The 25,962-nt window shown below is 71.4% G+C and carries 23 protein-coding genes; 12 read left to right on the top strand and 11 right to left on the bottom strand.

Features of this window, described 5'->3' with window-relative positions:
• Window positions 1-5 precede the first annotated feature (5 nt).
• The 5 genes from JKJ07_RS38135 (at window position 6) to JKJ07_RS52020 (ending at window position 7,442) form a co-directional block, all read left to right on the top strand.
• Window positions 6-851, top strand: coding sequence for a nitrilase-related carbon-nitrogen hydrolase (locus JKJ07_RS38135; protein ID WP_202996865.1), 846 nt, complete (start codon window positions 6-8; stop codon window positions 849-851).
• Between the two features lie 13 nt (window positions 852-864).
• Complete coding sequence (locus JKJ07_RS38130; protein ID WP_202996864.1) at window positions 865-2,589, top strand: flavin monoamine oxidase family protein; 1,725 nt, start codon at window positions 865-867, stop codon at window positions 2,587-2,589.
• Window positions 2,590-2,633: 44 nt separating this feature from the next.
• Window positions 2,634-3,617, top strand: a complete 984-nt coding sequence (locus tag JKJ07_RS38125) for an ATP-binding cassette domain-containing protein (protein WP_202996863.1) — start codon at window positions 2,634-2,636, stop codon at window positions 3,615-3,617.
• Window positions 3,617-4,429 carry an ABC transporter permease gene (locus JKJ07_RS38120; RefSeq protein ID WP_202996862.1) on the top strand — a complete coding sequence of 271 codons (813 nt, stop codon included), beginning with the start codon at window positions 3,617-3,619 and terminating at the stop codon, window positions 4,427-4,429. The genes JKJ07_RS38125 and JKJ07_RS38120 overlap by 1 nt, the downstream gene beginning before the upstream one ends.
• A 190-nt stretch (window positions 4,430-4,619) precedes the next feature.
• Complete coding sequence (locus JKJ07_RS52020; protein WP_202996861.1) at window positions 4,620-7,442, top strand: helix-turn-helix transcriptional regulator; 2,823 nt, start codon at window positions 4,620-4,622, stop codon at window positions 7,440-7,442.
• 18 nt (window positions 7,443-7,460) lie between these two features.
• On the opposite strand, the gene JKJ07_RS38110 is transcribed toward JKJ07_RS52020, so the two are convergent.
• Window positions 7,461-8,282: an AfsR/SARP family transcriptional regulator gene (locus JKJ07_RS38110; RefSeq protein WP_202996860.1), complete on the bottom strand. Its 822-nt coding sequence runs from the start codon at window positions 8,280-8,282 to the stop codon at window positions 7,461-7,463.
• A 640-nt stretch (window positions 8,283-8,922) separates the two neighbouring features.
• Here JKJ07_RS38110 and JKJ07_RS38105 point away from each other — a divergent pair.
• A complete protein-coding gene (locus JKJ07_RS38105; protein ID WP_307834618.1) occupies window positions 8,923-9,723 on the top strand; it encodes an enoyl-CoA hydratase-related protein in 801 nt (266 codons plus the stop codon).
• Window positions 9,724-9,760: 37 nt separating this feature from the next.
• Here JKJ07_RS38105 and JKJ07_RS38100 read toward each other — a convergent pair whose 3' ends face one another.
• Entirely contained in the window at window positions 9,761-10,606 is an 846-nt protein-coding gene (locus tag JKJ07_RS38100) for a metallophosphoesterase family protein (protein WP_202996858.1), read from the bottom strand.
• A gap of 174 nt (window positions 10,607-10,780) precedes the next feature.
• Here JKJ07_RS38100 and JKJ07_RS38095 point away from each other — a divergent pair, with 174 nt between their 5' ends.
• On the top strand, window positions 10,781-11,707 hold the full coding sequence (locus tag JKJ07_RS38095; RefSeq protein WP_202996857.1) for an NADP-dependent oxidoreductase: 927 nt from the start codon (window positions 10,781-10,783) through the stop codon (window positions 11,705-11,707).
• 8 nt (window positions 11,708-11,715) lie between these two features.
• On the opposite strand, the gene JKJ07_RS38090 is transcribed toward JKJ07_RS38095, so the two are convergent.
• Window positions 11,716-12,627, bottom strand: a complete 912-nt coding sequence (locus JKJ07_RS38090; RefSeq protein ID WP_202996856.1) for a GGDEF domain-containing protein — start codon at window positions 12,625-12,627, stop codon at window positions 11,716-11,718.
• Between the two features lie 297 nt (window positions 12,628-12,924).
• On the opposite strand from JKJ07_RS38090, the gene JKJ07_RS38085 reads away from it, so the two are divergent.
• Window positions 12,925-13,131, top strand: coding sequence for a DUF397 domain-containing protein (locus JKJ07_RS38085; RefSeq protein ID WP_202996855.1), 207 nt, complete (start codon window positions 12,925-12,927; stop codon window positions 13,129-13,131).
• 6 nt (window positions 13,132-13,137) lie between these two features.
• Here JKJ07_RS38085 and JKJ07_RS38080 read toward each other — a convergent pair whose 3' ends face one another.
• From JKJ07_RS38080 to JKJ07_RS38065, 4 genes are all read right to left on the bottom strand, one after another.
• A complete protein-coding gene (locus JKJ07_RS38080; RefSeq protein ID WP_307834636.1) occupies window positions 13,138-13,935 on the bottom strand; it encodes a helix-turn-helix domain-containing protein in 798 nt (265 codons plus the stop codon).
• 66 nt (window positions 13,936-14,001) lie between these two features.
• Complete coding sequence (locus JKJ07_RS38075; RefSeq protein ID WP_202996853.1) at window positions 14,002-15,024, bottom strand: methyltransferase; 1,023 nt, start codon at window positions 15,022-15,024, stop codon at window positions 14,002-14,004.
• A 10-nt stretch (window positions 15,025-15,034) separates the two neighbouring features.
• Complete coding sequence (locus JKJ07_RS38070) at window positions 15,035-16,075, bottom strand: type III polyketide synthase (RefSeq protein WP_307834617.1); 1,041 nt, start codon at window positions 16,073-16,075, stop codon at window positions 15,035-15,037.
• A 200-nt stretch (window positions 16,076-16,275) separates the two neighbouring features.
• Window positions 16,276-17,535, bottom strand: coding sequence for a cytochrome P450 family protein (locus JKJ07_RS38065; RefSeq protein WP_202996851.1), 1,260 nt, complete (start codon window positions 17,533-17,535; stop codon window positions 16,276-16,278).
• A 155-nt stretch (window positions 17,536-17,690) separates the two neighbouring features.
• Between JKJ07_RS38065 and JKJ07_RS38060 the strand changes: the two genes are divergently transcribed.
• On the top strand, window positions 17,691-19,013 hold the full coding sequence (locus JKJ07_RS38060) for a phthiocerol/phthiodiolone dimycocerosyl transferase family protein (RefSeq protein ID WP_202996850.1): 1,323 nt from the start codon (window positions 17,691-17,693) through the stop codon (window positions 19,011-19,013).
• A 47-nt stretch (window positions 19,014-19,060) separates the two neighbouring features.
• Here the strand turns inward: JKJ07_RS38060 and JKJ07_RS38055 are convergent, their stop codons facing one another.
• A complete protein-coding gene (locus JKJ07_RS38055; RefSeq protein WP_202996849.1) occupies window positions 19,061-19,741 on the bottom strand; it encodes an O-methyltransferase in 681 nt (226 codons plus the stop codon).
• Between the two features lie 194 nt (window positions 19,742-19,935).
• On the opposite strand from JKJ07_RS38055, the gene JKJ07_RS38050 reads away from it, so the two are divergent.
• On the top strand, window positions 19,936-21,000 hold the full coding sequence (locus tag JKJ07_RS38050) for a methyltransferase (RefSeq protein WP_202996848.1): 1,065 nt from the start codon (window positions 19,936-19,938) through the stop codon (window positions 20,998-21,000).
• Window positions 21,001-21,030: 30 nt separating this feature from the next.
• Entirely contained in the window at window positions 21,031-22,134 is a 1,104-nt protein-coding gene (locus JKJ07_RS38045) for an FAD-dependent monooxygenase (RefSeq protein ID WP_202996847.1), read from the top strand.
• Between the two features lie 16 nt (window positions 22,135-22,150).
• Here the strand turns inward: JKJ07_RS38045 and JKJ07_RS38040 are convergent, their stop codons facing one another.
• Together JKJ07_RS38040 and JKJ07_RS38035 are read right to left on the bottom strand one after the other, a co-directional pair.
• Complete coding sequence (locus JKJ07_RS38040; protein ID WP_202996846.1) at window positions 22,151-23,050, bottom strand: NAD(P)/FAD-dependent oxidoreductase; 900 nt, start codon at window positions 23,048-23,050, stop codon at window positions 22,151-22,153.
• Window positions 23,051-23,079: 29 nt separating this feature from the next.
• Entirely contained in the window at window positions 23,080-24,087 is a 1,008-nt protein-coding gene (locus tag JKJ07_RS38035) for an ArsR/SmtB family transcription factor (RefSeq protein ID WP_202996845.1), read from the bottom strand.
• Window positions 24,088-24,197: 110 nt separating this feature from the next.
• Here JKJ07_RS38035 and JKJ07_RS38030 point away from each other — a divergent pair, with 110 nt between their 5' ends.
• Window positions 24,198-25,310, top strand: coding sequence for an epoxide hydrolase family protein (locus JKJ07_RS38030; protein ID WP_307834616.1), 1,113 nt, complete (start codon window positions 24,198-24,200; stop codon window positions 25,308-25,310).
• Here the strand turns inward: JKJ07_RS38030 and JKJ07_RS38025 are convergent.
• On the bottom strand, window positions 25,292-25,843 hold the full coding sequence (locus JKJ07_RS38025; RefSeq protein ID WP_202996844.1) for a hypothetical protein: 552 nt from the start codon (window positions 25,841-25,843) through the stop codon (window positions 25,292-25,294). The genes JKJ07_RS38030 and JKJ07_RS38025 overlap by 19 nt on opposite strands.
• Window positions 25,844-25,962 lie beyond the last annotated feature (119 nt).

The raw sequence follows: 25,962 nt of genomic DNA, 5'->3' as shown, positions 1-25,962 counted from the left end.
GAGGCATGCGGATCACGTGCTGGCAGGCCGGCAGCGACCGGGTACGGGAGGGCAGCCTGCTCGACGGCTTGCGGGCGGCGGTGGCCGGTGCGGTCGCGGCGGGCGCCGACCTGCTGGTCGCCCCGGAGATGTCGCTGACCGGCTACGAGGTGGGCGCGGGCCTGCGGTCGCCGGGCACTCCCGTCGACGGGCCCGATGTGCAAGCCGTGCGTGACCTCGCGACGCGGCACGGAATCACCGTCGTCGCCGGCTGGCCCGAATTCCCCGGACCCGGCGGCCGCCGGTACAACAGCGCTGTGCTCGTCGATCCGGCGGGCCACGCCACCGTCTACCGGAAGACCCACCTGTTCGGAGCGCGGGAGAAGGCCACCTTCACCCCCGGCGCCGAGGCCGTGGTCCAGGCCGACGTCGCCGGTGTCCGGGTCGGCTTGCTCGTCTGCTACGACGTGGAGTTTCCCGAGGCCGTCCGCCTGCACGCGAGCGCGGGCACCGACCTGCTCGTCGTCCCGTCGGCGTTGCCCGCCGCCGACCGGGTCGTCGTGACAACCATCGTGCCGGCCCGGGCGCTGGAGAACGGGTTCTTCGTCGCGTACGTCAACTGGGCCGGTCGCGAGGCCGCCCTGGAGTACGCGGGTCTGACCCGGGTGGCCGGCCCCGATGCCACGATCGTCGCCGAGGCCGGCGGGATCGGCGAATGCCTCGTCACGGCCGACATCGACCTCGGCGCCGGCAAGCGCGCCCGGGCCGCGACGCCCTACCTCGACGACCGCCGCCCCGAGCTCTACGCCCAGGCGCCGGCCGTCCCCGGCGACCTCCCGCGACAGCGCCCGACCGACGTTGACCAACGATGACGCGAAGGATCCGATGAGCGCGCCGGCCGACCCGACCGCATCGCCGCCAAGCCCCGACACCGTCACCTACGACCCGTCCCACCCCTGTCCCGAGCGCCCCGGCGTCACGATGTTCGGCCCCGACTTCCCGTTCGCCTACGACGCCTGGCTCGCCCACCCCGACGGTCTCGGCGCCGTGCCCGAGGACCGGCTCGGCAGCGAGGTCGCCGTGGTCGGCGCCGGGATGGCCGGGATGGTGGCCGCCTACGAGCTGCTGCGCCTCGGGCTGCGCCCGGTCGTCTACGAGGCCGAGCAGATCGGCGGGCGGATGCGCTCGACCCCGTTCGAGGGCGTGGAGGGCGCGATCGCCGAGATGGGCGCGATGCGCTTTCCCTCCTCGGCCCGGGCCCTGTTCCACTACATCGACTCCCTCGGGCTGCCCACCGAACCGTTCCAGAATCCGCTCGCTCCGGCCACACCCAGCACCGTCGTCGACCTCAAGGGCGTCCCGCACTGGGCCCGCTCCCTCGACGACCTTCCGGCGGTGTATCAGCAGGTCGCCGATCATTGGGACAAGGCGCTGGAGGAGGTCGCCGAGTTCTCGGCGATGACCGATGCGATCCGCCGGCGCGACATCGCCATGATCAAGGCGATCTGGAACCGCCTGCTGCCGGCCTTCGACGACGAGTCGTTCTACGGTTTCCTGGCCCACGCGCCGTCGTTGCGGTCGTTCCATCACCGCGAGGTCTTCGGCGCGGTCGGCTTCGGGAGCGGAGGCTGGGACACCGACTTCCCGAATTCGGTGCTCGAGGTGCTGCGGGTCGTCTACAGCGGCGCCGACCACGACCACCAGCGCATCCCCGGCGGCTGCCAGCAGATCCCCGAGGGGCTGTGGCGCCGCAGCCCCGCCGACATGGCGCACTGGCCGGCGGGGACCTCGCTCGCAAGCCTGCACGGCGGCGTGCCCCGTCCCGCGATCACCGCGCTGCGGCGCGCCGGATCCTCGATCGAGGTGACCGACGCCGACGGAGCGACCCGCAGCTACGCCTCGGTCGTGTTCACCGCGCAGCTCTCGGTGCTGCTGACCCGCGTGAAGTGCGACCCGTCGCTGCTCTCGGACCTGCACTGGACCGCGGTCGAGCGCACTCACTACATGGGCGCGTCGAAGCTCTTCGTCGCGGTCGACCGCCCGTTCTGGCTCGATCGCGACCCCCTGACCGGCCGCGACACCTTGAGCATGACGCTGACCGACCGGCTGCCGCGCGGGATGTACCTGTTCGACAACGGGCCGGACCGGCCCGCGGTGATGTGCCTGTCCTACACCTGGAACGACGACTCACTGAAGTTCGCGACGCTCGACGTCGGCACCCGGCTCGACCTCGTTCTCGGTTCGCTGCGGGCGATCTATCCCGGCGTCGACATCCGGTCGCACATCGTGGGCGCGCCGCTCGCGGTGACGTGGGAGACCGAGCCCAACTTCATGGGTGCTTTCAAGCAAAACCTGCCCGGTCAGTACCGCTACCAGCGTCGCCTGTTCACCCACTTCGTGCAGCGGGACGCCGACCCGGCCCAGCGCGGGTTCTTTCTCGCCGGCGACGACGTGTCCTGGACCGGCGGGTTCGCCGAGGGGGCGGTGACCACGGCGTTGAACGCGGTCTGGGGCGTGCTCGACCATCTCGGCGGGACCACCAGGCCGGCCAACCCCGGTCCCGGCGACGTGTACGACGCCATCGCGCCGCTGGCATTCACGGAGCTCTGAGACCGATGACCCGGCTCGCCCCGGATACGAACGAGAGGAGCACGATGCCGTACGCAATAGAGGCCGTCGGCCTGGTCAAGAGATACGGCGCGGTCACCGCGCTCGACGGGGTCGACCTGCGGGTGCCGCGGGGGACGGTGCTCGGGTTGCTCGGACCGAACGGCGCCGGCAAGACCACGGTCGTACGCATCCTGTCGACGCTGCTGCTTCCCGACGCCGGCAGCGCGACGGTCGACGGCGTCGACGTGCTCGCCCAGCCGGGCGCGGTACGGCAACGGATCGGGCTGTCCGGGCAGTACGCCGCGGTCGACGAATACCTCACGGGATTCGAGAACCTCGACATGATCGGGCGGCTCTATCACCTGGGGCGGCGCCGCAGCCGCGAACGAGCGCGCGAGCTGCTCGCGCTGTTCTCCCTGGCCGACGTCGCCAACAACCCGGCGCGCACCTACTCCGGCGGCATGCGGCGTCGTCTCGACCTGGCCGGGGCGCTCATCGCCGAGCCGCCGGTGCTGTTCCTCGACGAGCCCACCACCGGGCTCGACCCGCGCGGCCGCACCGACATGTGGCAGCTGATCGAGCGCCTCGTCGCGGGCGGCACAACCCTGCTGCTCACCACCCAATACCTGGAGGAGGCGGACGCGCTGGCCGACGAGATCGTCGTCATCGACCGGGGCCGTGCCATCGCGCGTGGCACGTCCCACGAGCTCAAGACGCAGGTCGGCGGCGAGCGCCTCGAACTGACGGTGAGCGAGCCGGGACGCCTGCGCGACGCCGCCGCGCTCATGGCCCCCCTCGGCGTGGCCGAGCCGGACATCGACGAGGGGCGGCGCTCGCTGAGCGTGGCGGTCTCCGGCGGGGTCGCGGTGCTGCGTGCGGCGCTGGCGACGCTCGACGACGCGGGTGTGGGCGTCGACGACGCGGGTGTGCGCCGGCCCACCCTGGACGACGTCTTCTTCGCGCTGACCGGCAGCACCACCGAGGGCGCCGAGCCGCACGCGGCCGTGGTGGGCGGGGGGAAGAGCTGATGGCGGTGACGACGCTGATCGCGGACTCCGCGGTCGTGGCCAAGCGCAATCTGATCAAGATCAAGCGGGTGCCCGCCCTGATCGTGTTCACCACGCTCTCGCCGATGATGTTCGTGGTGCTGTTCGCGTATGTGTTCGGCGGGGCCATCGACCCGGCCACCGGCGGGGCGGCCTATCGCGAGTTCCTCATCCCCGGCATCTTCACCCAGACCATCATCTTCGGGACGATCACCACCGGCGCCGGCCTCGCCGAGGACGTCACGAAGGGCATAGTCGACCGGTTCCGGTCGTTGCCGATGGCCCCGTCGGCGGTGCTGGCCGGGCGCACCCTGTCCGACGTGGTCAACAACGCCATCGCGTTGGCCGTGATGGCGGTGACGGGGCTGATCGTGGGGTGGCGCGTCCGCGGCTCGTTCCTCGACGCGCTCTGGGCCTTCACCCTGCTGCTGATCTTCGCGTACGCCGCCTCGTGGGTGATGGCCCTGCTGGGGCTGCTGATTCCGAGTCCCGAGGTCATCGGCAGCGCGCCCTACCTGGGGATCTTCCCGCTGACGTCATTCGCGAACACCTTCGTCCCGCCGGCGACGATGCCCACGCCGCTGCGGGTCTTCGCCGAGTGGAACCCGATCTCGGCGGTCACCCAGGCCGCGCGCGACCTGTTCGGCAACGCCGACCCGGATCCGACTGTCCCGGTCTCCACGGCCTGGCCCCTGGAGCATCCACAGCTCTACACGCTGCTCTGGGCGGTGGCGATCGTCGCAGTGTTCGCGCCGCTGGCCAGCAGGCAGTACCGCCGGGCGGCCACCCGGTAGGACCTTCTTGTATCCAAGGTCACACAGCCATCCAGATGCGTCATTACCCAAAAATTACGGACGATCCACGCCTCGACTTCGGTCTGCTTTCTAACCTCGGACCATCCAGCGACACCGGGACGGCATCGTCCCGCTGGTGCCCGCGTCACTCTCGCTGGGACGTGTACTGAACGGGAAGAGGTCAGGCGCGATGATGCTGCTCGAGCGCGAGGACGAGGCCGGCCATTTCGACCGGCTCCTGGACTCGGCGTCCGCCGGGGAAGGGGCAGCCCTGCTCATCGAGGGACCGGTCGGCTCGGGCAAGACGACGCTGCTCAGGTTCCTCACCGATCGCGCAGCCGCCCGTGGCTCCACGGTCGTCTTCCTCACCGCCGCCGCCCCCGAGCAGGAGAATGAGCTCGGTGTGGTCGATCGCCTCCTCGGGGCGGCCACCGGTGAGGCGCTCGGCGCGACCGCCACCGTCAGCCGGAACGAGGCCGTCACGCGGCTGTCCTCGTTGCTCACCGCGCTCGGCGGCGGAGCCCAGCGGGCCGGCGGGCCGCTGGTCATCGCCGTCGACGACGTCCACTGGGCCGACGAAGGCAGCCGGGCCTGCGTGCTCGAGATCGTGCGGCGCGCGCGGGCGTACCACGTCGTCGTCCTGCTCGGCGGGGCGTCGCACGCGTACTCGGCCCACGGGATGTTCCGGGCCGAGCTCCTGCGCGAGCCGCACGCCGGCCGACGCCTGCTCCGGCCGCTGCAACCCGCGTCCACGGCGAGCCTGCTCGAGAACGAGCTCGGCCTCTTCGTGCCCGGCACGGACGACCTGGCGGCGTACGCGGATGAGGCCGCGACCCTGCACACCCTCTCCGGCGGCAATCCGATGCTGGCGCACAGCCTGGTGGAGGATCTGATCACGGCGCGGCTGGCCCCCGAGCACACCGCGAGCCCCACACCGAGCGTGGCGTTCCGTTGTGCCCTGCTCGCGTGCCTGCACAAGGCCGGGCCCGAGGCGACCGGTGTGGCCCGCGCGATCGCCACCCTCGGCAAGGACGCGACCCTCGAGCTGGTGGTCGCCCTGAGCCAGTATCGAAGGGGGATGGTCGAGAGCATCGTCACCTCGCTGGAGTGGGCGGGCATCCTGACCGGCCTCGCGTTCCGCCATCCCGAGGGCGCGTCGGCGGTCTACGACGACATCCCCGACGACCAGCGGCGCGAGGCGCACCGGCGGGCCATCACGCAGCTGCAGGCCGCCAGCGCCTCGTCGGCGACGCTCGCCCGGCACCTGGTCGCCACCGACGACCCCGGGGACGATCCCGCGGGCGACGAGATGCGCCTGCTGACCGAGGTCGCGCGCGACCACCTGCGCGCGGGCGAGGCCGACGCCGCCACGCGCTGCCTCGACCTCGCCGCCCGCTGCGGCGGCGACGCGTCGGGCCACGCGATGGTCGACGCCCTGCGCATGGCCGTGCGCTGGCGGGTCAACCAGGAGACGGCGATTCCCTTGCTGCACCGCCTGGTGCCGGCCGTGCGCGCGGGCCACCTGCCGCCGGCCGAGTCGGTGCAGGTGATCCGGGCCAGCGTGCACCTCGGCTTCATCAAGGAGGCCGAGGAGCTGCTCGTCGACCTCGTCAGCGGCAGCGGGAACCGCCCGGGTGGCCCGGGGAGCGCCGGCAGCGCGCTGCGCAGCACCTACGACGTGCTCGCCACCACGACACCGGGCCTGCTCGCCCGCCTCGGCGTGTCCCGCCCGGCCTCGGCCGTCGACCTCGACGGGCACACCCGGTCCGCGACGACGACCGCGGCGGCGCTGCGGCGGGTCCTGGCCTCCGGTCCGGGCGATCCGGCGGCTCTCGAGGCCGAGCAGGCGTTGCGGATCGTCCCGCTCGACGACGCCGGCGGCGAGGCGGCGCTGCTCGCGCTGAACACCCTCGTGTACGCCGAACGGCTCGACAGCGCCGCCGCGGCGTGCGACCGGCTGCTCGCCCACGCCGAGAGTTCCGGGGCCACCGCGTGGACCGCCTCGCTGGCCGCCACCCGCGGGGAGATCGCGATCCGCCGCGGCGACCCGGGCAGCGCACGCCACCACGCCGAACACGCGATCGCCGCGATCGGGGTCCGGGCCTGGGGCATCGCGGTCGCCCGGCCGCTCTCGGTGGCCCTGCGCGCGGCGCTCGCCCTGGGCCGCTGGGGCGACGCGGCCGCCGACCTCGACGTCCGGCTGCCACCGTCGACCTTCGAGACCGTGGACGGCATGCAATACCTGCACGCCCGCGGCCAGTACCACCTGGCCCGCCGCCAGCCGCACGCCGCCGAGGCGGATCTGCGGCTGTGCGGCGAGCTGGCCGAGGCGTGGTCGATGGACTCGGCGTCCTTCGTCCCTTGGCGCGTCGACCTCGCGCAGGCGCGCCTGCAGCTCGGCGACCGGGAGGAGGCCGGCGCGCTGCTCGCCGCGCACCTCGAGCGTCCGGGCGCCGACACCGACCGCCTCCGGGCGGCCGCGCTGCGCGTGCGTGGCTCGTGCGCCGAGCCGGTCGCCCGCCTGCGGTTGTTGCGCGAGTCGGTGGAGCTGCTGCAACGCTGTGAGGAACGGGTCGAGTTGCGACGCTCGCTGCTGGCGCTCGCCGCGACGCACCGCCAGCTCGGCGAGCACAAGCTGGCCGCGTCCATGACGTCGCGAGCCGAGGCGCTCGCGGCCGAGATCGGCGTCGCGCCCAATGACGACACCCGCGCGACACGCGCCCCGATCCGGCCGATGACGGTGGCCGGCGACGACCTCGCCCAGCGCACGACGGCGTCCGCGCCGGACCCGAACGCGCTGACCTCGGCGGAGCACCGGGTCGCCGGGCTGGCCGCGCTCGGCCACAGCAACCGGGCGATCGCCGCGAAGCTCTTCGTCACGGTGAGCACCGTCGAGCAGCACCTGACCCGGATCTATCGCAAGCTCGGCGTCGGCCGCCGCGAGGACCTACCGCTCGACGTACGGCTGCAGAGCGACGTCTATGGCGAGCTCACCCCGGACGTGACCGGGTGACGCCCGCCGAGGAGCAGCTCACAAAGACGGCGCGTACTGGAACAAGCGTTGCATCATGGCGGCGGGCTCGTCGCCTCGCAGCAGACCCTGATGAAGGTCTTCGATCTCGGTGGAGACGTCCATGCCGCTCTCGGCGATGAACGACCTCCGCAGCGTCCGGAAGGTGGCCGACGCCTCCGCGCGGCGCCCCAGGCTCGCCTGGGCGACCATGAGCAGGCCCCAGAATCTCTCCCGCAGCGGATGGCGCACCGTCAGCATCCGCAGGTACGGAATCGCCTCGTGCGCGTCGCCGGTCAGCAGGAGGCACTCGGCGAGCGACTGCTCGGCCTGGAAGCGATACTCCTCGAGCCGAACCGCCTCGGCCTCGAGCTCGGCGACCTCGCGGACGTCGTTGAGGGCGTGCACGTCGTGCCAGAGGTCCAGGCCGGCGAGGAAGCACCGCTTGGCCTCCTCGAACTCACCGACCATGAAGTGGCGGCGGCCCGCACCGAACGACGCCTCGAACAGGTCGGCGTCGAGTGTGCCCGTCCCGGGGGAGATGGCGTACCCCCCGGCGTCGGCGACCACGGCCCGGGCGCCCGCGGGTCCCAGCCCGTCCCGCACCTTCTTCACGTGCGCGCGCACCATGATCCGCGCCGAGTTGGGCGGCTCCTCACCCCAGATCGACCGGACGATGCGTTCCGGCCGGACGGTCCGCCCGCGCGCGATGAGCAGCATCGCCAGCACCTGGCTGGTCTTGGGCGGGAACTGCCGGGGCGGGCCGCCCGCGACGCGAACCACCGTGGGGCCCAGGACGCCGAAGGCGAAAGCGTGGATGTCGACATTCTGAACGGTGAGCACTGACACCTCCGTACACATTGGTCCTTGTCACGCTTGTTTCGTCGCCACCGCCGTCCAGTGGATCTCTGTACCCTAACTCGAAATGATCAACCGCTCTAGGCCGGCCATCAATACCGTTGTGAACAAAACCGGTTCACCGCAGCACCGGAACCCTGCTGCGCAGCTCATATTCGAAGGCGAGGTCCGCCTGATTTAACTTGTCGGCAACCTGTCGTCCGTCCGGGCCTAGACCCACGTATACGGTTGCCGGGCAGGGGGTGGCAGTCATCGCCCCGGCGCATTGTTCGGGGTGGTTGGTGAAAAGGGCACACATGATAGCCGGAAAGGGCATCCCCCAGGAAGATCGATCGCGCCGCCTAATACGTCGGCGGCAAGATCAGTGAGAGAAAGCACGCGCGGGCCCGGTTTTATTATGCGTTCGACGCGCATTTAAGAAAGCACCTTATATTCGCGCTCGGCGATATGAAGAATATTCAACAAGACCGTTCGGTCCGCAGTGGTGCGCGGCAGCGGCATGATCGATACGATCACTGTCGTGGTTGGACGGCGCGCTGATCGACGCATCGCGTAGTGCGCGCTCCTCGGGCCGGCAGCGTCGACTCCGGCGTCCTGGCAACCGATGACCAGAGAGGGTGGCGCAGTGACCGAGGCTGAGCAAGCGGCCGAACCGGCCGTGCTGACCGAGCGGCGCGGGGCGGTCACCGTCCTGACGCTGAACCGGCCCGAGGCGCGCAACGCCGTCGACTCAAGGCTGGCCACCGAGCTGGGCGAGGCGCTCGCGGCGTTCGACGCCGACCCCGAGGCGCGCGTGGCGGTGGTCACCGGTGCCGGCGAGGCCTTCTGCGACGGCGCCGACGTCGAGGCGATCCTCCGCGGGGAGGACCTCTTCGCCCGCGGACATCGCGAGTGGGGATTCGCGGGCTTCACCCAGCACACCGTCGACAAGCCGGTGCTGGCCGCGGTGAACGGGCCCGCCGACGGTGGCGGCACCGAGATCGTGTTCGCCTGCGACCTCGCCGTCGTCGCCGAGACCGCGACGTTCTCCCTCTCGGAGGTCCGGCTCGGCCTGCTGGCCGGCGCCGGCGGCGTCATCCGCCTCGCGCGCCAGCTGCCGGCCAAGCTCGCCAACGAGATGGTGCTCACCGGGCGTCCCCTCGACGCCGCGACGGCGTATCGCTGGGGTCTGGTCAATCAGGTGGTTCCGGCGTCCGAGGTGCTCGAGGCCGCGGTCTCGCTCGCCGCCGAGCTCGCGGCCAACGCGCCGCTCGCGGTGCAGGCCAGCAAGCGCCTGCTGCGGGCGTCGTGGGCCGACGCCCTGAGCGAGGAGGAGCTCTGGACGGCCAGCGACCGCGAGTTCGCCGGCCTGGGGAACAGCGCCGACGCCCTCGAGGGCCTGCGCGCCTTCGCCGAGGGGCGGGACCCGATCTGGTCCGGGCGTTGAGCCGCCCGAAGCACCGCCAGATCCGGGAGCGGGCTGGTCAGGTCGTGGCCGGCGCGACGTCGAGGACGGACCTGAGCAACCTGGGCGGCCCGGCCCGGCGGCCCCACTCCCGGGGATAGCCCAGCGACACCTCCTCGAACCGTACGCCGTCGTAGCGGGTGGTCCGCGGGATGTGCAGATGGCCGTACACGGCGACCTCGGCCCGGAACCGCACGTGCCAGTCCGCTGTGCGGTCCGTGCCGCACCACTGCGCGAACTCGGGGTATCGCAGGATCTCGGTCGGCTGCCGGACCAGCGGCCAGTGGCTGACCAGCACCGTGGGAAGTGCGGGGTCGCACGCCGTCAGCCGGCGCTCGGTCTCGGCGACGCGGGCCCAGCACCACGCTTCCCGGCTCGGATAGGGGTCGGGGTGCAGCAGGATCTCGTCGGTGCACACCACGCCGGTCTCGTGCGCGTAGGCCAGCGACTCCTCCTTGGTGCGGGTGCCCGGAGCGCGGAAGGAGTAGTCGTACAGCAGGAACAAGGGTGCGATCGTGACCGGGCCGCCCCGGCCGCGCCAGACGGCGAACTCGTCCTCCGGGGTGAGGACTCCCATGTCGCGGCAGGCCTCGACCAGCGCGCGGTAGCGATGCTCGCCGCGCAAAGTGACGGGGTCCTGCGCGTGACTCCACAGCTCGTGGTTGCCCGGCGCCCAGATGACCTTCGCGAACCGTTCGCTCAACGACTTCAGCGTCGCCGTGACCTCGTCGAAAATCTCCCCCACGTCGCCGGCCACGAGCAGCCAGTCGTCGTCGGAGCCCGGCCGCAGGCCGTCGGTGATCGCCCGGTTCTCCGCGTACGAGACGTGCAGATCGCTGATGGCCAGCAAAGTGCCTGAACCCATCGGCGGACCGTAACAGATCAACAACGACCCGGCACGACGACGCGGAATCGTAGGGGTTCCCCATAGGGGTCGGCTCGGTCGGCGGGGTGCCGCTGGAGCCCCTTCGCCGTGGTGGCGCGCGATTGCTCTACCTGCCCCGGGGCGTGCCGAGCATTGACGGTCTAGAGTGGACGCGTGCTGGGAGTCGTCGCGGCCGCGCTGGGCGGGCCTGAGGTGTTGCAGGTGACCGAGCTGCCCGAGCCCGAGGCGGGGCCGGGGCAGGTGGTGGTCCGGGTTCGCGCCGTGTGTGTGCATCCGGCTGACGTCGCGGCCACCACCGGGCAGATCCCGCGCGGGCCGGATGTGCCGCCGTTCCTGCCCGGGTGGGACATCGCCGGCGAGGTGGCCTCGGTCGGCCCCGGCACGGCTGATTTCGCGGTGGGCGACCGGGTCGCCGGGATGATCCCGTGGTACACGACGCGTGGTGCGCCGGGCGGCTATGCCGAGTTCGTGCCCGCCGCCACGGATTGGCTGGTGCCGCTGCCGGACGGGCTCGACTTCGTGTCCGCCGCCACGGTGCCGCTCAACGCCCAGACCGCGCACCAGGGCTTGTCACTGGTGTCGTTGGCCATGCTTCCGGCCGGCAGCAGCATCCTGGTCACCGGGGCCAGCGGCGGCGTCGGCGGTTTCGCCACCCAGCTCGCCCTGCAGGGCGGCTATCGCGTGCTGGCGCAGGCCGGTCACGACGATGAGCAATGGGTGCACGGTCTCGGCGCTCACGAGGTCATTCCCCGTACGGTCGAGCTGCCCACGGTCGGGCCGGTGGCCGCGGTGTTCGACGCCGTCCCCGTCGGCAACGCGGCCGCCGCCGCCGTCGAGGACAGGGGAGTCGTGGTCGTGACCCGGCCCACGCCGGATTTCGTCCCGGCCCGTGGCGTGCGTCAGGAGCTGCAACTCATCCGGCTCGACCGCGGACTGCTGGCCGACCTGGTGCGTCAGGTGGCGGCGGGCCGGCTGCGCACGCGCGTGGCCGACACGATGCCGTTGACCGAGGCGGCCGACGCCCACCGGCGGGTGCTGGCCGGTGGCCTGCACGGCAAGATCGTGCTGACGGTGGACTGAGGCGTCCCTCAGGCCAGAGAGTCCAGATACGGATCGGCTTCGGCCCGGATCGTCAGGGAGCTCGTGGGGATCGTGTCGACCATCGTGCCGGCGCCGTTCGGGGAGCGGTAGCGAACCAGGGCCGCCCAGTCGCAGGCGCTCTCGACCACTCCCGCCCGGCGGGCGCCGTTGCGGTGCACCCACACCGGGTCGCCCGGCCGGCATGCCACCGCGGGCGTGGCGACCGGCCCGTACGTCTCGGTGTGGTCGCCGCTCTCGGTCGACACGACCCAGGTGATGCCGGCCCCGGCGGTGGTGTTCGCGTGTCGCTTCGCGCTGAACATCGCCTGGTCCGCGCGGCGCAGCAGAACGGGAAGGTCGGTCGACCGCCCCGCCGGCACGACGCCGATCGAGGCGGTGACGGAAAGGGTGTGGTCTCCCACGATCATCGGGGGTGCGATCGCCGCGCTCAGCGAGCGAGCCACCTCGTGCCACCACGCCTCGGAGGCATCGGCGTGCGGGGCGCGCGGCAGGGCGGCGAACTCGTCACCGCCGAGCCGGGCCACCAGGTGGTCGCCGAGGCAGTCGGTCATGCGCCGGGCGACCACACGCAGGACCTCATCGCCGGCGTCGTGCCCGTACGTGTCGTTGATCGGCTTGAAGCCGTTGAGGTCGAGGATCACGACTGCCGGCGACCGATCGCCGTCGCGCAGCAGCTCCGGGGCGAGGGCGTGGAAGAGGCGGCGGTTGGCGATTCCGGTGAGCTCGTCGTGGCCGGCCATGTAGCGCAATGAGGCACGCTCCTGCTCCAGCCGCTGGACGTGCGCCGCGAGCTGATCGATGCGAGCTTGCAGGCGGGCGATCTCGGGCCCGGTCCGGAGCTGAGCGTTCTCCGGCGGTACGCCGCCCATGTCGGCGGCTGCAGAATCGAGGATCCGCATAGGCCGTCCTCTCAGAACTGCGGCGGACCAGCTGGAGCTTGTCGAGTCACGGCGGGGGATCGCCCAGCGTCACAGGGGAATCATGACAGTCGCTCAGGAACCGTGCAAGATTTCACGAAGACAGGTGTCACGGTGACAGGATGCATCCGAGCCGGGTTTCGGCTACTCTGAGTGCCGTCACTTTCGTGGTGAAAGATTCGCGTGCACGTGCGGGGTGCTGATTTGCACGTCAGCACGGACGGCGGATCCGTGGCACGTCGATTACGCACAGCAAGCAACGTCGGGGGAGGGGCACTCATGAGCAGCGAAGCCACGTGGATTATTTCCAGCAGGTCGACAGGTAACGGCGGCAGTTGCGTCGAGGCCCGCCGCCAGGGTGGCCTCATCGAGGTCCGCAACAGCAAGGCGCGTGAGGCCGGCACCGTGGTGTTCACGACCGAGGAGTGGGACTCGTTCCTGTTCGGCGCCAAGCGTGGGGAGTTCGACCGGCTCCTGTCCGACTGATCGAAGTCAGCGGAACTCTCCGACCGGCACGGAGTCCTTACCGATGAGATCGAAGATCCGCCGGTATTCGTCCACCTCGACCTGCTCCTCCAGATAGAGCGCGCCGACGTGGGATTCGAGGTAGACCACGTCCGGATCGTCCGGGTCGTCGAACTCGAGGATGCGGAAGGCGCCGGCCATCGCCGCGTGCGCCCCGGCCGAGAACGGCAGCACCCGGATGTCGACCGTGTCCTGCTCGGACAGCCGCCGCAGGTGCTCGATCTGCCCCTTCATCACCTGTTCGCCGCCGACCGGCCGGGCCAAGGCGCCCTCGCCGAGCACCGTCACGAGGCGGACCGGTGGGTTGCGGGCGAAAAGCGTCTTCTGCCGCTGCAGGCGAAGATTGATGTGGCGCTCGGCGAGCTCCGCGTCGACCGGCTGCTCGGCGCCGAAGATGGCGCGCGCGTACTCCGGGGTCTGCAGCTCGCCCGGCACGACCTCGCCGTCGTAGCCGAACATGCGGGACGCGGACGCCTCCAGCCCGACGTACAGCTTGAACCACTCGGGGATCACCGGGCTGGCGTCCCACCACTCCTGCTGCGACGTGCCCAGCGCGAGGTCGGCCAGCGCGTCGGTGATGCCCTGGTCGGCGCCGTAGAGCCAGCACAGCGCGCGTACGTTGGCCCCGGTGACCGGCACCTTGCCCGTCTCGATGCGGTGCAGCGTCGGCTCCGAGATGCCCAGCCGGGCCTCCACCACATCGCGCCGGCTCATCCCGGACGCCGTGCGCAGCCGCGTCAATCGCCGCCCCAATGCCCGCCGCACGACGCGTTGGCCAGTGACCGGCACGCCTGACCTCCGCTTAGCAACCCCTGTGGACGGTGATTCCGACTACCCTACCCGATGAAGTGGGCCGTTCCCGCCGATGACCAGCGTGGCGGGGGACGCGGTCGGGTGGAACGACACCGTCTCGAAGCCGGCCTCCGCGAGCCAGGCGGCGTAGTCGGCCCGGCGCCACGTTCCGCCCTTCGTGCTCTTCAGCAACATCTCCGAGGCGAACAGCAACGGGAAGGACGGGCCGCTCCGATCGTCGGCCACGACGTAGTCGCAGACGACGAGCGAGCCGCCGGGCTTGAGGGCCGCCCGGAGCTTGGCGAAGACGGCGACGTTGTCCTCGGGTCCCTCCTGATGGGCGATGTGCGAATACAGCACCACGTCGTAGGCGGCGGCTTCGAGTTCGACCGTGTGGAAGTCGCCGTCGAGGGTGGTGAAGCGGTCGGCTACCGAGTGCCGCGCGAGCAGCTTGCGCGCGATGGCGTTGATCGGCGCCCAGTCGAGCTGGGTCACCCGGGCGGTGGGGCTGAGCCCGAGCCAGACGGACGCGAAGACACCCGACCCGCCGCCCACGTCGAGGATGGCCAGGTCCTCGCGGTCGGCCAGCTCCAGCACCTGGGCAGCGGTCTCCGCGGCGGGGACCGAGATCCCCGCGATGGCGGTGACGACCTTCTCCCAGTGCGGGTTCTCGGCCACCTCCACCATCGGGTCCGCCACCGGGCCGCCGGTGCGGAAGACGTCGAGCCGGCCCGCCAGCTTGTCCATCTCGGCCAGCTTGAGCTGCGCGAAGCCGCTGATGTCGGTGGGTTTGCCCGCGACCAGATACAGCTCCGCCTCGGCGCTGTTGCGGTAGGTGCCCCGGTGGATCTCGAGCAGACCCAGACCGACGAGCCCGTCGAGCAGGGTCTGCATGCCGCGTACGGCCATGCCGGTCTTCGCGGCCAATCTGTCGGCGGTGTCGAGTCCGTCGTGGACGAGCGTGAACAGCGCATGTTCCGTGGCCACGCCGAGCAGGCCGGTGGCCCAGTAGCCGCTGGCGATCTCCAGGATGCGGCCGGGGGAAGGCTGGTTGACAGTCATCTGCTGCTCCTTACCGGGATGCCGGCACGGCCAGGCGGCGTGCGCTCGCGGGAACCGGCATGCGCCAGCTGCCGACGGCCATCTCCGCGGTGATGCCGGGGCCGAAGCCGGCGATCACGCCGGTGGCGTCCGGGGTGACCGTGTCCTCCTCGAAGAGCCGGCGCAGGGCGTCGAGGACGACCGCGCTGGCGATGTTGCCGTACTCGGTGAGCGTGGCCCAGCTGTGCCGGAACATGTGCAGGTCGACGCCCAGGAACTTGCTCAGGTCGGCGAGGATGCGCGGGCCGCCCGCGTGGATGATGTAGAAGTCGAGGCGGGCGATGTCCCAGCCGTGGCTGCGGGCGAGGTCGCGCAGCACCGGGGCGAGCGGCTCCATCGTTCCGGGCACCCGGCGGTCCAGCTGGAAGTGGAAGCCGGTGGAGCGTACGGCGTAGGAGATCCAGTCCTCGGTGCCGGGGATGATGTGCGAGGCGTTGCGCTCCAGCGCCATCCCGGTGCCGCCCGTCCCGCGCACCACGGCGGCCGCCACCGCGTCGCCGAACAGCCCGTCCGACAGCAGCGAGGCGATGCCGTCGTCCTCGGGCTGGTAGCACAGCGAGCACAGCTCGCACGAGACGATCAGGACGTTGCTCTGCGGGTACGCGGTGCAGAAGTCGTGGGCCCGGTTGATCGCGGCGCCGCCGGCGGCACAGCCCAGCTGGGCGATGGGGATCTGCCGGGTGTCGGTGCGGAAGCCCATGTTGTTGATCAGCCAGGCCGTCATCGACGGCATCATGAACCCGGTGCAGGACACGAAGATGATGGCGTCGATGTCGCGGGCGCTCAGTCGGGCGTTCGCCAGGGCCTGCTCGATGACCCGGGGGCAGCGCTTCTTGGCCTCGGCCTCGAAGATCCGGTTGCGCTCCTCGAAGCCGGGGTGACGCAGCGTCTCCTCGATCGGCCGGACGATGTGCCGCTTCCGCACGCCGGTGTTCCTGATCAGCCGGAGCGCCAGCGGCAGCTGCGGCTTGCCGTGGTGGGTCTCCTCGGCGAACCGCAGAGTCTCTTCCATGGTGATGACGTATTCCGGCACATCTACCGACGGCTTGCAGATCGTTGCCATATCCGTGGGGTCCACCTTCTGAGGAGTCGGCTAGAAGTTCGACACCTCAGCACCCTCACCCGCCGCGCTTGTGATCGGCTCGGCGCGCGCTGGAGCCCTCAGACGGACAGCCCTTGACCTGATGGTCAGGTCAAGGGCTGCCGGCGGTCTCAGCGCTGCTCGGGACCCAGGTGGACGGGCAGGCCGGTGACGGAGTTGGAGAAGATCGACGGGACCGCGGTCAGCTCGGCGGGGTCGACGGCGAGCCGCAGCTCGGGGTAGCGGGCGAACAGCGGGGGCAGCGCGGCCATCCCCTCCAGCCGGGCCAGCGCGGGTCCGATGCAGACGTGCGGCCCGCTGCCGAACGCCAGGTGCCGCTTGACGGGCCGGGTGATGTCGAACCGGTCGGCGGTCTCGCCGTACTGCTGCGGGTCACGGTTGACGCCGCTCCAGGGGGCCAGGATGGCGTCGCCCTTGGGGATCGTGACGCCGGCCACCGTGACGTCCTCGGTCGGGAACCGGGCCGGGAAGTTGCCCACGGGGGAGTCCCAGCGCAGGGTCTCCTCGATGACCTGGCCCCAGGTGCCGCGGTCGCCGGCGCGAACCATCGCCAGCTGCTCCGGGTGGGTGAGCAGGGCGCGGGTGGCGTTGACGATCAGGCTGATCGAGGTCTCGTGGCCGGCGCCGATGAGCGTCCACAGCGTGTCCTCGAGCTCCTCGTCGGTGAACGCGTCCTCGGCCTCGTCACCGTCGTCGGTCAGCAGCGCGCTGGTCAGGTCGTCCGCCGGCTCGGCGCGCCGCATGGCGAACAGGCGCTGGAACAACTCGTGCCGCTCCTGCTGGGCCGCGACGAACTGCTCGGCGGTCGTGTCGGCGCGGATGACGGTGTCGATCAGCGCGCGGAAGCGTGCCCACCACTGTTCGGGCACGCCGATGAGCTCGCAGATCACCTGCATGGGGAACGGGTACGCGTAGTGCCGCCGCAGGTCGACCGTGCCGTCCGCGGCGACCTGGCGGGGCAGGTCGTCGAGCATGGTGGCCACGATCTGGTCGATGCGCGGGGCCATGCGCTCGACCCGGGCCCGCGTGAAGTGGCGGGTCAGCGGGCGGCGCAGCCGCCGGTGCTCGGCGCCGTCGCGGGCCATCAGGTTGTTCAGCCGGATCATGCCGAGCAGCGGCCAGTCGTCGGGGACCTCGCCCCGGCGGAGGGCCGTCCAGTTGCGCCAGTCCCGGCCCACCCGCGGGTCGGCGGTGAGCTCGGCGAGCAGCGTGTAGTCGGTGACCACCCACATGCGGACGCCGCCGGGAAGCACGGCGCGCACGACCGGGCCGAGGTCGCGCATCTGGGCTGCCTCACCGTGCCGGTCGGTGCCCAGCGGGTCGATGGGAAACAGCGGGACGGTGGGTTGTTCGAGCGTCGTATCGGTCATGCCGGCGGTCCTCCTGGCGAAATGAGACTCCGAACGCGGAATGCCACCAGAAGACGCTTGAGAACGACTGAACCATTCGCCCTCGACCGATACTCGATCCGGCGCTGCTAACTTCCTCCGGCTATCCAGTGCGGAAGTTATGGGGAGTGGCTGCCATGAATGCACCTAGCGCTCTGACCGAATACGTCACCATGTCACGCGAATTGAGCCCGGGCGAACGCTGGTACTGGATCATCGATCAGCTGTCGACGCTCAACGTCTGCGCCCGGGTCCGCATCGAGGGGGAGCTCTCGGCGGAGGCGCTGCGCACCGCGCTCGGCGCGCTGCAGGACCGGCACCCGCGTTTGCGGGCGGCCATCGCGGAACGGCCGGGGGAGGGGCCGCGGTTCGTGCCGACGGACCGGCCGATCCCGCTGCGCGAGGTGTATCCGGCCGATTTCGACGACGCGCGCTGGGTCGGCGAGGTGGACGGCCACGAGCTGACCGTGCCCCTCGACTGGCGGTCCGGTCCGCTGGCCCGCGCCGTCCTGATCAGCGGGCCCGGGCCGATCCACGACCTGCTGCTCACCGTCCCGCACAGCATCGCCGACGGGACGACCGCGCTTTCCCTGCTGCGCCAATGGGTGCGGCTGGCCGCCGAGCCGCCGGCGCCCGGCTCGAGTGCCGTCACCGGTGGCCCCGCTCCCGAGTCCTTCGAGGCGCTCTTCCGGGAGCGCCCCCAAACGGCCCCCGCCGCGCCGTCCGGCGACCAGCCGGCCGCGGGCGACGTGGGCCGGCTCCGGCCGGAGCGGTTCGTGCCGTTCGACCAGCGGCGGACCCGGATGCTGCACCGGTCGCTCGACGGCGACGCGCTCGACCGGCTCACGCGCGCGTGCAAGCGGGAAGGGGCCACGCTGCACGGGGTGCTGGCCGCGGCGCTGGCCTGTGCGGTCGCCGGCGAGGCCGGCGCCACGCCACCCACGCACATCGCGGTCGGCTCCCCGATCACCCTGCGCGACGAGCTCTCCCGTCCGGTGCCCGAGGACGAGGCCGGCTGCTTCGTGTCGGCGTTGCACTCGGTGGTGCGCCACCAGCCGGACGATCTCTGGTCGATGGCCCGGTTCATCCGCGACGACCTGGCCGCGCGCCGCCGCCGCGGCGAGCAGTACGAGGTGTTCGACCTGCTCGCCGTCCAGGGCCCGGCCGGTGTGGCGGACTGCGAGCCCTTCGTCCGATACATCGAGGAGAACGGGCCCTTCAACTTCTTCGTGTCCAACATCGGGCGGTTCGAGTTCCCGGCCGGGCTCGGCGCGTGGCGGCTGTCCGGGGCGCAGTTCGTGGGCGGCATCTCGGTGGTCGGCTACCTCGGTTCCTCGGTGTCCACCAGCCAGGGCCGGCTCTCGTGGAACTTCACCCACATCGACGGGGCCGTGTCCCGCGAGCGCGCGGAGCGTCTCGCCGACGCGAGCATCGCGCTGGTTCTCGCGGCGGCCCGCTAGCCCCGCCGAAAGAGCCGGCCGCGGTCCCGCGGCCGGCTCTTCGCATGTCAGCCCAGCTTGAGGGCCAGCTGAACGCCCTGGTGAACCGGGAGCGTCAGCGAGAAGTACCCGTTGGCCGGGTCGCTGATGTAGTCGCGGAACTCCGCGTAGACCCCGCGGCCGATGTCCAGGTCGACGTCGTCGATCACGACCAGGGCGCCCGGCCGCAGCCGGGGTTCCACCACCCGCAGGATCGGCAGCCGAAGGTCGAGCCACCCGTCGAGCAGCAGCATGTCGACGTCGTCCGGCAGCTCCCGCAGGGTCTCCCGGGCGTCGCCGAGCCGGACGTCGACGAGATCGGCCAGTCCGGCGGCGGCGAAGTTCTCCGTCGCCTGCCGGGCCTTGTCCGGCTGCAGCTCGGTCGTGATCACCTGACCGCCGCCGTTGTCGCGCACCGCGGCCGCCAGATAGAGCGTCGAGATCCCGAAGGAGGTGCCGAACTCGACGACGGTCCGCGCCCGCAGGGTCCGGGTGAGCAGGTAGAGCAGCTGCCCGCCCGGCCTGGACACGGACATGATGATGTCCTTGGTGCGCTCCGCCATCTCGGCGGCGCTCATCTCGGCGGGAAACTCCCCGCGCAGATCCACCCCGGCGGCCTTCCAGGCGGCCGCCAGATCCTGCTTGTCCTCGGCTGTCAGCAGCCGTTCCAGCGTCGTTGCGACAGCGTCCGATTCCAAGGTCGAAGACATGGCCCAGAGCTCCTCATTCTTTCTTTCCACGAATTGAGCGCCCTCAGTTATTAGCATCCGGGCCCCGGCGCCGACCAGATGAATGAGCGTTGTCCGAGCGCCGTTCGAGGAACGCTCGAGCGGGCGTCGAATTCGCGTCCGTAGCGTCGGTCATCGATTCCGGAATACAAATTCCGGCTCGAAGGGAATGTGTCATGACTGCACAAGCCACGCTCGCCCGGTTCCGCGAATACATGGTCGGGCCCGCGCGCTTCATGAACCTGCTGTCCTGCTTCGAGCTCGGCCTGATCGACGCGCTGCGGGACAAGCCGGGCCGGACCGCGGCGGAGCTCGGCGCCACCGTCGGGGCCAAGCCGGACGCGGTCGAACAGCTGCTCTACCTGCCGGTCAAGGAGGGCTTCGTCGAGCACGACGAGACCGCCGGCACGTACTCCCTGGGCGCGCTCGCGGACGTGGCGGACGTGGACCTGCAGCGGGTGCTCGCCTTCATGGACAAGATCAAGGTCACCACGCTCCGGCAGCTCTACTACCTCACCGACAGCGTGCGGACCGGCGCCCCCGTCGGGCTCAGGGAGCTCTACGGCTTCCAGGGCGACCTCTACGGCGCGATGGGCGTCCACGCCGACCTGCGCGAATCCTGGTCGCGGCTGATGGACTCGGTCACCGGCCGCATCGACCCCTGGTTCTTCGGCGCGATCGACATCCCGGCCGGCGCGCAGGTGCTCGACCTGGCCGGGCACACCGGTCTCGGCGCCATCCACACCCACCGGTTCAAGGGCTCGCCCGGGCTGCGGGTGACCACCTTCGACCTGCCGGACAAGCGCGAGGAGTGCCTGCGCAACTTCCGGGAGCACGGCGTGGACGGTGAGTCGTCCTTCATCGGCGGTGACGTCTTCGACGGCGTACCCCGGGGCTTCGACGTGGTTTTGATCAAGCACTTCCTCAACATGTTCGACAAGGCCGAGGCGCTCAAGATCCTCGGCGAGGTGCACAAGTCGCTCGAGGCCGGCGGGCAGGTCCACATCCTGGTGCCGATCTATGCCGAGGACCTCAAGGAATCCCGCAGCGTCGACTACTACCCGTCCTTCTTCCTCGGCTGCGCGACGGGGCAGGGCGGGCCACAGAAGCTGTCCACGTTCCGCGGCTGGCTGCAGGAGGCGGGGTTCACGGTCACGCGCGAGACGTCGCAGGACCCGGCTTCGCTGCCGCCCGACGCGCTGCCCCTGCAGGGCATCCTGAGCGCGACGAAGAACGGCTGACCCTTGACGTCCGGGCGTGCGGGTGGCCGCGTGCTGATCGTGGGCGCCGGGATCGCGGGCATGGCGGCGGCCGTCGCCCTGCGGCGCATCGGGGTGGTGGCCGACCTGATCGACATCGAGCCCGGCCGGTCGGTGGCCGGCGCCGGGCTCACGATCACCGGCCCCACGCTGCGGGCCCTGCGGCAGCTCGGGGTGTACGACGAGGTCGCCGCGCGGGGATACGTGGGCGAGGGCATCCGGGTCTGCGGGGTCGACGGCGCGTACCTTAGGGACATCGCGACGCCGATGCCGCCGCGGTCCGGGGTGCCCGGCTCCGGCGGCATCGGCCGGCCGGTGCTGTACGAGATCCTCTCCGCGCAGGTGCTCGCGGCCGGGGTGCGGCCACGCTTCGGGCTGTCCGTCGCGGCCCTCACGCAGGACCCGGCCGGCGTCGACGTCACCTTCAGCGACGGCAGCACGGGCCGGTACGACATGGTGATCGGCGCCGACGGGATCTACTCGCGGACCCGCCGTCAGGTCTTCCCGGACGCCCCGGAACCCGAATACACGGGCCAGAGCGTGTGGCGCATGTTCGTGCCACGCCCGCCGGGGGTCGACCGCCGCCACTACTTCCTCGGCGGCGTGGTCAAGGTCGGCTGGACGCCGGTCTCGGCCACGCGGATGTACCTGTTCGTGGTCGAACGGACGCCACGCCGGACCCGGGAACCGCACGAGCTGCCGGGCGCACTCACCGACCTGCTCAAGCCGTACGGCGGACACGTCCGCACGTTCCGCGAGTCGATCGACGCGCGCACCGAGATCGCGTACCGCCCGCTGGAGTCGTTCCGGCTGCCCGGCCCGTGGCACCGCGGGCGGGTGATCCTCGTCGGCGACGCCGCGCACCCCACGACGCCGCAGCTCGCCTCGGGCGCCGGCATCGCGGTCGAGGACGCGCTGGTGCTCGCCGAGGAGCTCGACCGCCACGGGTCGGTTCCGGCGGCGTTCGCGGCCTTCGCCGTACGGCAGGAACCGCGATGCCGATTTGTGGTCGACAGCTCCATCGAGATCGGCCGGCTCGAACAGCAACAGGCGCCCCCGCAGGCGCAGACGGCGGTCGTCGAGCGGGCGCTGGCCAGGCTGGCCGAGCCGATCTGAGGCGGGCTGAACGCACCTACCGTTCGAGCACCGCCCGGGCGACGGCGCGGCCCGAGAGCCAGGCGGTCTGCACGCGCGGCCGGCCGAACGCGTCACCGCAGAGCCAGACCCGGCCGTCGGCGGCGTACGCGACGGCCTCGTCGCCCGGCTCCGGCTGGGCGTAGGTCCACCGGTGGACGTACACCTCGGGTCTGGCCGCGACGCCGAGCGTCTCGCGGACCGCCTCGGCCAGGACGGGCCCGGCCGCCTCCGGACGGTCGAGATGCCGGGCCGCCAGCACCGCGGTCGAGTGCGCGACCAGCACGGGGGCGCCATCGCCGCGGCGATCGCCGTCGTCGCAGACGGTCGCGAGGTCGGGATGCTCGTTGACGAAGGCCCCGCGCACCTCGCCCCACTCCCGCGCCGGGTACGTCAGCACGGCCGCGATCACCGGCCGCCACGTCTGCGCGTTCGCCGCCGCGGCGATCGCTGGCGGCGGGGACAGCCGCAGGGCCTGCGGACCCGGCATGGCGAGCACGACGGCGTCCGCGTCGGCCGGCACGGCGTCGACCACGGTCTCCAGCCGCACATCGAGCCCGTCGGCCAGGTCGGCGGCCAGGGACCGCAGACCGCCGGGCGCCGCCCAGCGCGTCGGCCCCGTCGTACGGGTGCCGCCGGGGTAGACCTGGAAGGTGTCGGTCCACGGGCGGGCCAGCCCGCGGGACTGCCACGAGGTGACCAGGTCGGCGAAGGCCGGATCGTCGGCGACGAGGTAGGCGGCGCCGATGTCGGTGTAGCGGCCGTTGTAGCGCTTGCTGGCCAGCCGGCCGCCGACCACCCGGCCCCGCTCCAGCACGCGCACGCGGGCGCCGGCCTCGGTCAGCGCCCGCGCGCACGACAGCCCGGCGATGCCGGCGCCCACCACGACAACGTCCATGATCCGACCCTACCGGCGGGCCCGGGCGCTCAGCGCAGCAACACCTGCGACAGATCGGTGCCGAGGGCGTTGATGGCGGTCAGGTCGAGGCGGTAGAGCACCGATCGGCCGTCGCGGTGGCGGTGGGCCAGCCCGGCCTGCTCCAGAGTGCGCAGATGGCGGGCCACCCGGCTGCGCTGCAGATGCCACAGCCGGCTGATCTCGGAGGCGGAGCGGGCCTCCGTGGTGATGGCCCGCGCCACCTGCAGCCGCTCCGGATGGGCCAAAGCTTGCAGGCGGCGGTGCAGGACGCCGGCGGCGAGCGGCGCGGATCCGGCCGGCGGGTAGATGACCGTTATCGGCAGGGACGGCTCGTCGGCCAGATACAGGTGTGGTGAGACCGCCGGTGAGGGGATAAGCACCAGGCCGGGCCGCTCGGCGGCGGAGAGCTGTTTGCCGCGGATCTTGTCGAGCACCACCGTGCCGTCGCCGCGGTAGCTGATGCCGGGCAGGTCTTGCAGCGCCGAGGACAAACCGTGGCGCTGCAGCAGCTGACGCCGGTGCAGCACCTCTTCCGCCAAGGCGGTGCCGTGCCGTCCCCACCAGGCCCCGAAGAAGCTGTCCCAGCAGGTCTGCAGCAGTGCGACGAATTCTTCGCGGGCGGCCTGCGGATCGGCCAGGACGCCGGCGACCGTGTCGGCGTCGAGGCTGTCACGGCCGCGGTAGCGTTGCGCCCCCGCCACCCCGCCGAGCGGGCGCAGCAGCGCGTCGCGCATCGCCATCGCGTCCAGGCGCCGGACGGCCGCCAGGCAGGCGTCCCAGTTGGTGTGGCCGGCGATCGAGACGTCGATGAACATCCGCGCGCGGATCGCCCGGACCACGAACGCCCACCGCGTCAACGTCGGGAGCAGCTCGGCCACGGCCGGGGTGGCCGCCCAATGCGCGGCCTGGCCGTGGTGCTCAGGGGCCAGCACCGCGTGCAGGACGTTGCCCAGCTCGACCAGCGCGCCGGTGGCGAATCGCACGTTGCCGCCCGGCGCCGCGTCGAGGCCTACCACGGTGACGGCGATGCTCGTCCTCCTGTGCTGCGATTCGGCACACCACGCCGGGTCAAACCTCGGACCCGGAAATCATCGCACCTGTCGTCGACCGTACGAGGGAGCTGTTCGTGACCACTTCGACCGTAGACATCCGTCCCGTTGACGTCGTGATCCCCGAGTCCGCGCTCGAGGACCTGCGCACCCGGCTGGCCAACACCCGGTATCCCAGCCCGGCCCCGGGCGACGAGTGGGCGTACGGGACGCCGGTCTCCTACCTGACCGACATGGTCACGCGCTGGCAGCGGTTCGACTGGCGCGCCGAGGAGGCCCGGATCAACGCGGTGCCGAACTTCACCACCGAGGTCGACGGCCAGACCATCCACTTCGTGCACGTCCGCTCGGCCCGCGACGACGCGACGCCGCTGCTGCTCCTGCACACCTATCCGGGCTCGTTCACCGAGTTCCTCGACCTGGTGCCGCTGCTCACCGAGGACTTCCACCTCGTCATCCCGTCGATGCCGGGGTTCGCCTTCAGCGTTCCGCTCGTCGACGGCGGCTGGACGATGGACCGGGTCGCCCGCGCGTACGACACCCTGATGCGCCGGCTCGGCTACGACTCGTACGGTGCGCACGGCAGCGACGGCGGCGCGATGGTCGGCCGCGAGCTTGCGGTGCTCGACCCCGGCGGGTTCCGGGGCGCGCACGTGCTCCAGCTGTTCTCCTTCCCGTCCGGCGACCCGGCGGAGTTCGAGGCGTTCGGGCCCAAGGAGTACGCCGCCCTGGAGTTCGCCGGCTGGTTCCAGTCGGTCGGCGGCTACAACTCGATGAACGGCACCCGGCCGCAGACGATCGCGGCCACGCTGTCGGACTCCCCGGTCGGTCAGCTGGCCTACAACGAGCTGTTCGAGAACTTCGGCAACGGCACCAGCCTGGTCACGCCCGAGCAGGTGCTGGCACAGGTCTCGCTGTATTGGCTCACCAACACCTCGGCCGGCGCGGTCCGCTACCACTACGCCGAGCAGCACCCGCCGCGCGAGACAGTGGTCAGCCACGGCCGGCTCGGCGTCGCCGTCTTCAAGAACGACTTCCAGACCATCCGGCCGCTCGCCGAGCGCGACAACAAGGGAATCGCACACTGGACGGAATTCGACCGCGGCGGCCACTACGCGGCGCTCGAGGTGCCCGGCCTGCTCGCCGGGGACCTGCGGGCATTTTTCGGGCTTCAGCCGACGGTGTCGTAGTCGACGTAGACGCCCTGCTCGATCGGGACCTTCAGCGCGGCCAGGGCGGCGCCGAACGACTCGTCGTCCTTGGCCTTGCCGGGCCGGGTCTGCTCCACCCGGTCGCCGAAGGTCAGCTTCAGGCGACGGAACTCGCTGACGACGGTGTTGAAGTAAACGGGGTCGGTCCAGTGCTCGCGGTCGACCACGATCGCGGTGAGTGCCGACGTGGGGTAGGCGCCGTAGCTGCCGTCGGCGCGATGGACGACGACCTCGGCCGGGCCGAGCCGGACCTCGACCACTTCGCGCCGCTTCTCGCGGTGGTTGAGCACCATGAACACCGTGAAGGCGCCGGGGACGCCGGCCACGATGACGCCGAGCACAACCATGCCGGCGACCATGCCCTGCGACAGCGAAGCAAGACCCGTGAAGGGGAAGACGAGCGCGGCCACGCCGGGCGAAGCGCTCAGACCCGTGGCGAACAGACCCCAGCCCAGGCCGGCGACGGGTGCGCTCGAGTCCGCGGACCACCTGACCGTTTGTTGCTGATCCACGCGCGTCATTGTGCCTGACCGGCGCAAGGTTGCACGGATTGGCGGTGAAAAGAACCACATAGGCCAAGTTGCACGAAATCGCGGTGGCATCCGTCTTTGTCTATGGCGCCGGCCGGCGC

Source organism: Paractinoplanes lichenicola, from assembly GCF_016785085.1.
GTDB lineage: Bacteria > Actinomycetota > Actinomycetes > Mycobacteriales > Micromonosporaceae > Actinoplanes > Actinoplanes lichenicola.
This window is presented reverse-complemented; position numbering and strand designations above follow the sequence as displayed.